The sequence below is a fragment of the Pseudaeromonas pectinilytica genome (assembly GCF_054780855.1).
In genome coordinates this window covers 22,229-30,281 of record NZ_BAAGVN010000119.1, presented here as the reverse complement: position 1 = coordinate 30,281, position 8,053 = coordinate 22,229, and the positions used below count along the sequence as shown (strand labels likewise).

General features: G+C 58.7%; 8 protein-coding genes. 3 read left to right on the top strand and 5 right to left on the bottom strand.

Features of this window, described 5'->3' with window-relative positions; all coding sequences use genetic code 11:
• Nucleotides 1-29: 29 nt before the first annotated feature.
• The 4 genes from ACYVG7_RS08690 to ACYVG7_RS08675 form a co-directional block, all read right to left on the bottom strand.
• On the bottom strand, nucleotides 30-233 hold the full coding sequence (locus tag ACYVG7_RS08690; protein WP_460882759.1) for a hypothetical protein: 204 nt from the start codon (nucleotides 231-233) through the stop codon (nucleotides 30-32).
• A 172-nt stretch (nucleotides 234-405) separates the two neighbouring features.
• Entirely contained in the window at nucleotides 406-1,392 is a 987-nt protein-coding gene (locus ACYVG7_RS08685; protein ID WP_460882758.1) for a DMT family transporter, read from the bottom strand.
• A 167-nt stretch (nucleotides 1,393-1,559) separates the two neighbouring features.
• Nucleotides 1,560-2,429, bottom strand: a complete 870-nt coding sequence (locus tag ACYVG7_RS08680; protein WP_460882757.1) for a helix-turn-helix domain-containing protein — start codon at nucleotides 2,427-2,429, stop codon at nucleotides 1,560-1,562.
• Between the two features lie 7 nt (nucleotides 2,430-2,436).
• Nucleotides 2,437-3,846, bottom strand: coding sequence for an anti-phage deoxyguanosine triphosphatase (locus ACYVG7_RS08675; RefSeq protein WP_460882756.1), 1,410 nt, complete (start codon nucleotides 3,844-3,846; stop codon nucleotides 2,437-2,439).
• A 216-nt stretch (nucleotides 3,847-4,062) separates the two neighbouring features.
• Between ACYVG7_RS08675 and ACYVG7_RS08670 the strand changes: the two genes are divergently transcribed.
• The 3 genes from ACYVG7_RS08670 (at nucleotide 4,063) to ACYVG7_RS08660 (ending at nucleotide 6,301) form a co-directional block, all read left to right on the top strand.
• Nucleotides 4,063-4,467: a DNA breaking-rejoining protein gene (locus ACYVG7_RS08670; protein ID WP_460882755.1), complete on the top strand. Its 405-nt coding sequence runs from the start codon at nucleotides 4,063-4,065 to the stop codon at nucleotides 4,465-4,467.
• A 131-nt stretch (nucleotides 4,468-4,598) separates the two neighbouring features.
• Nucleotides 4,599-5,546, top strand: coding sequence for a LysR family transcriptional regulator (locus ACYVG7_RS08665; RefSeq protein WP_460882754.1), 948 nt, complete (start codon nucleotides 4,599-4,601; stop codon nucleotides 5,544-5,546).
• A 146-nt stretch (nucleotides 5,547-5,692) separates the two neighbouring features.
• On the top strand, nucleotides 5,693-6,301 hold the full coding sequence (locus ACYVG7_RS08660; protein WP_460882753.1) for a LysE family translocator: 609 nt from the start codon (nucleotides 5,693-5,695) through the stop codon (nucleotides 6,299-6,301).
• Between the two features lie 96 nt (nucleotides 6,302-6,397).
• Here ACYVG7_RS08660 and ACYVG7_RS08655 read toward each other — a convergent pair whose 3' ends face one another.
• Nucleotides 6,398-8,032 (bottom strand): methyl-accepting chemotaxis protein, encoded by a 1,635-nt coding sequence (locus tag ACYVG7_RS08655; RefSeq protein WP_460882752.1) that lies wholly within the window; start codon nucleotides 8,030-8,032, stop codon nucleotides 6,398-6,400.
• Between the last annotated feature and the right edge of the window lie 21 nt (nucleotides 8,033-8,053).

The window sequence follows — 8,053 nt, the reverse complement described above, 5'->3', positions numbered from 1 at the left end:
TGCGCCTCCTGCATGGAGGCGTGATTAGATCATAGACGATCAGCCTGTTCAAATTTCATTAACAAAGTGCGATCCCGCCCTGCCTGATAGAGAGCCAGCAAATCCTGAGCCTCACTCCCGCCCCCAGTATCGGTACCACCACCGCTGCCACCGCCACTACCGCCGTCACTGCTTCCACCGCCGCCACAGCCCGCTAATAACAATACCGCTACAATTCCCGCACTCCATTTCATAGTCATCATCCATTTAGGTATCAATTGGATGCCAATCTATCGGGCTTTTGCTCTATAGCAACGCCAGGAGTTAATTTTTTACCAATGTATGAGAGACCTCACGACTGTAAGCTTATGTAAAGCAACGCTGATGCCTTCGGCCCGGTGGAATGCCGTTGATACCATGCTTGCATTACCGCACACACAGCCCTCGCTTACGCCAACTCATCGACGTCGACAACTGCCCCAACACCACACCACCGAAAATAGCCAGTGCAGCGCCCGATTGCAGCAGGCTGAGTGACTCATCCAGCCACAACCACCCCATGAGTAACGCGATCAACGGCACCAGGTTGATGCTCATCGCCGCCTGGGAGGCCGGGATCCAGCGCATCGCCATGTTATAGAGACCAAAACCGCCAAGCGTCACCAGCCCGCCCAGATAGAGCACGCTGAGCCAGGCGCTTTGCGGCGCAGCGGCGAGAGTTCCTTCCGGAGCCAGCCAGATCCCCGGCAGAAAGAACAGTACACCGAGCAGATTCTGGGTTCCGGTCAACCACCAGGTGTCGTAACGACTGCTCAGCCGCTTGAGGATCACCATATAAAAGGCGATGCAGAGCATGGCCAGCAGTTGCAAGGCATTGCCCAGTAGGGGGTTGGGTGCTGACTGGTTGTGTCCGGCCCCCAGCGACAACAGCACCACACCGGTCAGGGAGAGCAGCAGCCCCAGAATGCCGTTGAGTCCCATCCGCTCCTTGAGCCAGATCCAGGCCAGCAAAGCGACAAACAGCGGCGCCAGAGCGGCGACCGTTCCCGCCTGCCCCGAACTGGTAAATTGCAGCGCCTGCACCTCGAGTAGAAAGTAGAGACAGGGTTGCAGCACCCCCAGCCCCAGTAACCATTTCCAATCCCCGGCCTGATAGACCGGCTTGGGCAAGCGGTGCCAGAAGGGCAATAACACCACGGATGCCATCACCATCCGCAACCAGATCAATAGCCAGGGGGAGAAATAGCCCAAGGCCGTTTTGGTGGCGGCATAGGAGGTTCCCCACAGCAGCACGGCACCGGTCAAGGCCAGCAGCGCCCAGCCGGTATAGGGACGAGGCGCCCGGGTGAAAGGGACCGTATCGGCAGCGAGGCGAGAGGATGGTGTACAGGCGGTATCCGCAGAGGTAGTCATGGGGTAAATAGGTTCCAAAAAGCAACGTCGATGGGGTTATCTTACGCTGCGGCTATCGGCTGGTCTGGCATGATATTGCGCTCACGGCGGGTCAACTCGCCGCATTCACTATCCACAGCCATGGCTCAACCAACACCCTGTTGATGGACGGAAGCTAATTTTTCATCCTAGCGTCGTTGCTGATACTGCGCCGGGGTTGCCCCCACCACCCGGCTGAACAGGCGGGTAAAATGGCTCTGATCGCTAAAGCCTAAATCGATGGCCACCTGAACGATCGACTCCCCCGCGGCCAACTTGCGCATGGCGGCATCAATCCGCAGTTGTAAATGATAGCGATGGGGCGGTAACCCCAGCGCGGCACCAAAACGCCGGTTCAAATGGCTGGGGCTGATACCGACCTGGACACTCAGCTCGCTCAGCGCCACCGGATGTGTCAGCTCGGCAGCCAACTGGGATTGCACCTGCTGTAACCAGGGCAATGGCATTCCGGCGGGAGCCGACAGACGAGGTTGCGGCCAGCTCTGCCAGGTCTGTTGCCATAATTGTTGCAACTCGAGTTGCCAGGTCGCGGCCGCCGCAGCCTCCAGTTCGGGGGGCAGTTGGCAGAGATGCACCAGTTGCTGAGCCAATTGCTGCCAACGTTGCCGCAGCCCGGGATCGGCCAGGACCGGCGGCGGAGTCGCCCTATCGGCAGTCGGGGCACCCAACACGGCAGCATCCAGATAAAACATCCAGTAGCCCAGCGGCTCGTCCCCTTGCGGATTGCAGTCATGGACCACTCCCGGTGCAATCAGGACCAGATCCCCGGTTTGGGCACAAAAGTGCTGTCCGCAATAGTCAAATTCAGTGCTGCCGCTGAGCACCAGGCCGAGAGAATAGACCGGATGAGTGTGACGATGGAAGGTCTGGCGCCGGTAGCTGGCGCGTCTGAGCTCAACCCCAGGACATGCCGGTGAGCGCCAGAAACAGACCTCCCGCTTGAGCTCTGGCCGAGCGGGTGTCTGGTACTGATCCGGAGGAATTAACAGGGGCGGCATCGAAATATCACCAGGGCTCGAAGATGGAGCCGTTACCCGGCAGGAATAGCCGCTGATAGATGGCAGTCGCTTCACCGTCACTCATGCTGGCGATGTAGTCACACACGGTGCGATGCAAGGAGTGACGACTGCCCGGGGTGATCTTGGCCGAAACCGAACGCGGCAGCAGGTCGTTGGGGTTATCCCGAAACGCCTCGAACAGCTCGGCGATGATCTGCTGCCCCTTATATTCCAGGGTGCGAATGCGCGGCTGGGCAATCACCTCGTCAAATACATAGTTCTTCAAGCGCTTGAGGATCGCCTCGGCTTCGGGCCGTAAGCGCAGGCGGTAATCCAGTAATGGATGCTCGAACAGCCCCAACTTCACCGGTTCAGTCTGGGTTACCAGTACATGGACCAGATTAGTGATCGCCTGCTTGAGCAAACGCGGCTCGCCGCTGGCAATGCGCTTGGCGTAATAATCCGGCTCGCGGTTCTTGCGACTCTCCAGCCGTGCCACCTCTGCCAGCAGCTCGCCGAGTTCCGTCGCTACTTTGTGCGGACTGAGCAGCCCGACCGCCAGCGCATCTTCCAGATCATGCACGCCGTAGGCGATATCGTCGGCAATCTCCATCAGGCTGCAATCGAGGCTCTTATGGGCCGCACGTAAACCCTTGATGCGGATCCCCGCCTCCACCTTTTCAACCGCAACCGGAGCGCAAAACAGATGACGATCCGCGTCACTGAACGGTGCCAACAACCAGTCGCGGATTTCGGACTCGTCATTGTGAATACACTTGGGCGGATGCCAGGGGGTCAGATTGCGTGGCGTAGCCAGCGGGCGCTCGGGATAATCCGGCGCCACCTCAGCGAACAGCACCGGATATTTCAGCACTGCCAGCAGGGTACGCCGGGTGAAGTCGTAACCAAATCCATCGGAGTATTCCCCCAGACGACTGAGGATGCGCAGGGTCTGGCCATTACCCTCGAAGCCGCCAAATTCCAGCATGTAGTAGTTGAGGATCTTCTCGCCATTGTGGCCGAAGGCCGGATGGCCGATGTCGTGGGCCAGGCAGGCGGTCTCGATGAGGTGCTCAGGCGGCACCCAGGGCGCCAGCTCTTCCATCCCTTCCCGCTTGCCATACCAGGCCAGGCGGTTGGCCAGTGACGCGCCGATCTGGGCCACTTCCAGGGAATGGGTCAAGCGGGTGCGGAAGAAGTCGTTCTCGCCGACGCCGACCACCTGGGTCTTGCCCTGCAGACGGCGAAAGGCTGCCGAGTGGGTGATGCGGCTGCGATCGATGCGCGCCAGAAATTCCAGATCCGGGCTCTTGCTGCTCTCCTCTTTGCCCGCAGGAACCGCGACCTTGCCCCGGCTCGCCCCGCCCGTTGAAGAGCGTCGCTCTCCCCACTCAGCTCCAACTCCCTGAATCGCCATGCCATGTCCCACTCACCAGTCGTGATGCCCAGCATACGGCATCACAAGCCGGAAAACAGCATCAGGGTGATTACCCCATGAGGCTGAAAAATCATGACGTCCCCCGTCGGGTGATGACGAACGACACCATCCAGATTAGGCTAAGGAAGTGGTATCAACATGATAGCGTCTTGGCAACGCACACTTGCCCAACGGTTCCCACTACAGGAGTCACACATGAAACGAGCGCTGATCGCCGCCGCACTCTGCTTGAGTTTTCTGCCCCTATCAGCGGCCATGGCCGAAGATGGCATCAAAGTACAGCAAGTCCAATTTAAAAAAGGAGAATCCAACGCGAGTCTCCAGGGCAAAATCGCCGGACATCAGACACTGGATTACGTCCTCAGTGCCAAGGCAGACCAGAGCATGGTGGTGAACCTCACCGGTAAATCCAGCACCTACTTCAATGTTCTCCCCCCCAAGAGCGAAGAAGCAATCTTCATCGGCTCAACCCTCGGTAATCGCTATGAAGGCAAACTACCCGCCAGCGGCCAGTACCGTATCCGCGTCTACCAGATGGGCGCCGCCGAGCAATCTTCGACTCCGCATAGCTTCAAGCTGGATATCGGCATCAGCAATTAATAGCTAGCCGCCACGAACAAGGCGTCACACCACGGCATACAAGTGTCTGGTGCCCATTCGGTTGACCGTCTCGGTGTTGTCAACCGAATGGAGTAAGATGAGACAGTCATTACCTTTGCCTGGATCCATCCATGCGCCACGTCAATCTCAACCTGCTGCCCACCCTCAAGGCACTGCTGGAAACCCGCAGCGTCAGCCGTGCGGCCGAGCTGCTGCACTTAAGTCAGCCCTCGATCAGCAAACAGTTGGCCCAGTTGCGACAGGAATTTGCCGATGAATTGTTGGTGCGGGAGGGCCAGCGCTGGCTGTTGACGCCACGCGCCGAGCTCTTGCTGCAGAGCCTGAGTCGCACGCTGGAAGTGCTGGACGAACTCTACGCTCCCGTCCATTTTGATCCGGCCGACTGCCAGCGGGTATTTCGTCTGGCCTCCTCGGATTATGTTGCCCAGTACATCTTGCCGCAGATCGGTGAGGCTCTGGCTCAGGCGGCGCCCCATGCCGCGTTGGAGTACAGTCTGTGGCACAAGGAGCAACTCCCCTTACTGCATAGCCTGGAGCTGGATCTGGTCTCGACACTGACCGACACTCTGCCCGCCCAGCTCAACAGTCAGTGCCAGGGCGAGGACGGTCTGGCGATTGTCATGCGTCGCGATCATCCCTTGAGCCGCCGACCATTCGGTTTGGCGGAATACCTGGCGGCCGCCCACCTGCAGGTCAGCGGTGGCGGTGATAAAGAGAGTGCCATCGAGCAAGCGCTTGCACCTCATGGCGTTAGCCGTCGCTGGTTTGCCAAGGTGCCTTTCTTTCAGGCCGCGGTAGAGCTGCTCAAGCGCACCGATTGCCTGCTCAGCACTCCCAGCCATATCGCCTGGCAGCTGGCACAGGAGCACGATCTGATCCTGCGCCCCTTGCCCTTCGCCTGTGCTCGTCAGCACTACCAGCTGATCTGGCACCAACGCTATCAGCAGGATCCGGCCCACCGTTGGTTCCGCGAGCTGGTGTTTCCCTATCTTAGCGGCCATCTGCAACAGGCCACCCGGGCCGCCGAACAACATCTGGCAGCCCAATTGGTGGGATAGATAATTCCAATATTGAATACTATTGATTCATTAATTTCATTTTTAGAATAACCAAAATCCCTCTAGGCTGGAGTCCATTCGATGTCCGGCGGCGATATCGCCCCGACATCTCCGGCAAAACAAGAGTGTGAAGAGAAGGAAGGGATATGGAATTCACCACCTGGTTGGCGCTGGCCGCCATCTGCCTGATGGGCGCCATCAGTCCGGGGCCCAGTCTGGCACTGATCATTCGCAATACCGTCCAGGGCGGACGTCTGCATGGGGTCGCCACCGGTTTGGGCCATGGCGTTGGCGTCGGCATTTACGCCCTCATCACGGCGCTGGGGCTGGCGCTGCTCATTACCAACACCCCCTGGTTGTTTCAGGCCATCCAGTATGGCGGTGCCCTATTTTTAGCCTGGCTCGGCCTCAAGGCCCTGTTGGCCAAAGCATCATCCCAGCTCGAGGCCGAAACAGCCCATGCCCCCAGAGGTCAGCGCGGTGCTCTGGAGGGATTGGCGGTCTCTTTTCTCAATCCACAACTGGCTATCTTCTTTGTCGCGCTGTTCAGCCAGTTTGTGCATCAAGACACCGGCTGGCGCGAAGGAATCCTGATGATGCTGACCGCAGGCGGTATCGATGCCCTCTGGTACAGTCTGGTGGCGTTACTGCTTTCTCACGGTCCGGTACTGGCCCAACTCAAGCTCAGAGCCCGGTTGATCGATCAACTCAGCGGTCTGATCCTGCTCGGTTTGGCGATCAAAGTGGTCGTTTAGTTCCGACGGGCTAGGGAGCCTTGCGGGCCCACAAAAACAAGAGGGAGAATAGCGTCTCCCTCTTGCAGATCAATCCATGGCAACTTCAGCCGATGGTTAGATCTCAGCAGCAGCGGTACGCAGACGGGAGCTGAGCACCTGAGCACTCCGGCTTGATCTGGCAGAGTGCTGGAATTGCATCACCAATTTATTCATGGCACTCAAACGGCCACTGAGTCCCAAAATGTGCAGCGCGGCCTTCTTGCTGGAATCCGTCGAATCGCTGGCCAATTCCCGGATGGTCAGCACATTGTGGTGGATGCTCTCGGTGACCTCGCTCTGCTCCTCCATGGAGTGAGCAATATGGGTACCCAGCTGGGCAATACTATCCAGCATCTGGTGGATTTGCTGCAACACCTCCCCGGTATCCGCCGTCAGCTGTCGCGAGGTATCCGACAGACTATACCCGCTGAGCATGGCCGACTCCGCCTTGGCCGAGTTTTGCTGCAACAGGGCAATCATGGACTGGATCTCCCCCGTCGAGGCTTGCGTCTTGATCGCCAGCGAGCGAATTTCGTCGGCAACCACCGAGAAGCCGCGCCCGGCATCTCCCGCCCGAGCCGCTTCGATGGCCGCATTGAGCGCCAACAGATTGGTCTGATTGGCAATGGCGTTGATCACCTCCAGCACCCGACCAATATCCCGGCAATTTTCGACCAACGTATGGATCACGGTCTGGGCATTGCTGAGCGATTCATGGACCCCACCAACAGCGGCGATGGACTTGCTCACCGCGCTTTGTCCGGTGCTGGAGAGACTATTGGCTTCCTCGATCAACCGAGCGGTATCGCTGGCGTTATGGGCCACCTCGCGGATCGATTGCGCCATTTCGGTCACAGCCGTGGCCACCATATCGGTCTGGCTCAGCTGCCCGGACAGGTTGTGGGTGATGGATTCGGCATTGCGCACATCCTGCTCCACAGACGCCAGGATACTCTGGGTGGTCTCGGTGGTTCGAGCCACCACGGCGCTAAGCTCCGCCCGCCGCATCCGCATGGCCAATTCAATTTCGGCCAACCCGTCGACCCGGCCGATATAAATCAACTGCATCAATGGGTTATCGAAATCATGGCGTGCTTGGGCCCGCAGTCTGCCGAGTCGTTGCCAGAACAGGCGCCCGCACGATAACAAACAGCCGAGCGCAGCCCACATCAATCCCTGATTCCAGACGTTGGCCCCAGCAATGCTCAGCCAGCCCAGAGCCAGGATCAGCACAGTGCATGCCGCCCAGATCCCACTTTCGCAGTTCAACCCGCGCTGACGCAGCGCGCGCGGTGTGGTGCCCTGTTGCAGTTGGGCGTAGACGGCTCCGGCGCGTTGTTTTTCCTCCTCGCTCGGCAGGGTGCGTACCGACTGGTATTCGATGGTGCGGCCCTGTTCATCCTGGATGGGCGTCACAAAAGCACTGACCCAGTAGTGATCACCATTCTTGCAGCGATTCTTGACCAGACCCATCCAGCTTTTCTTGTTCTGAATAAACGACCACATATTGGCAAAGGCGGCAGTGGGCATATCGGGATGCCGCACCAGATTGTGAGGTTGTCCCACCAGCTCATCATGGCTAAATCCGGCAACGGCACAGAAGGCCGCATTGGCGTCTGTGATGTGGCTGTGCAGATCTGTAGTGGAAATCAGGCTCTGCTCTGAGGAAAACAGGCGTTCTTGTTGGCTTACCGGCTGATTGACTCTCATGAAACGGCTCCTGGGATAAAA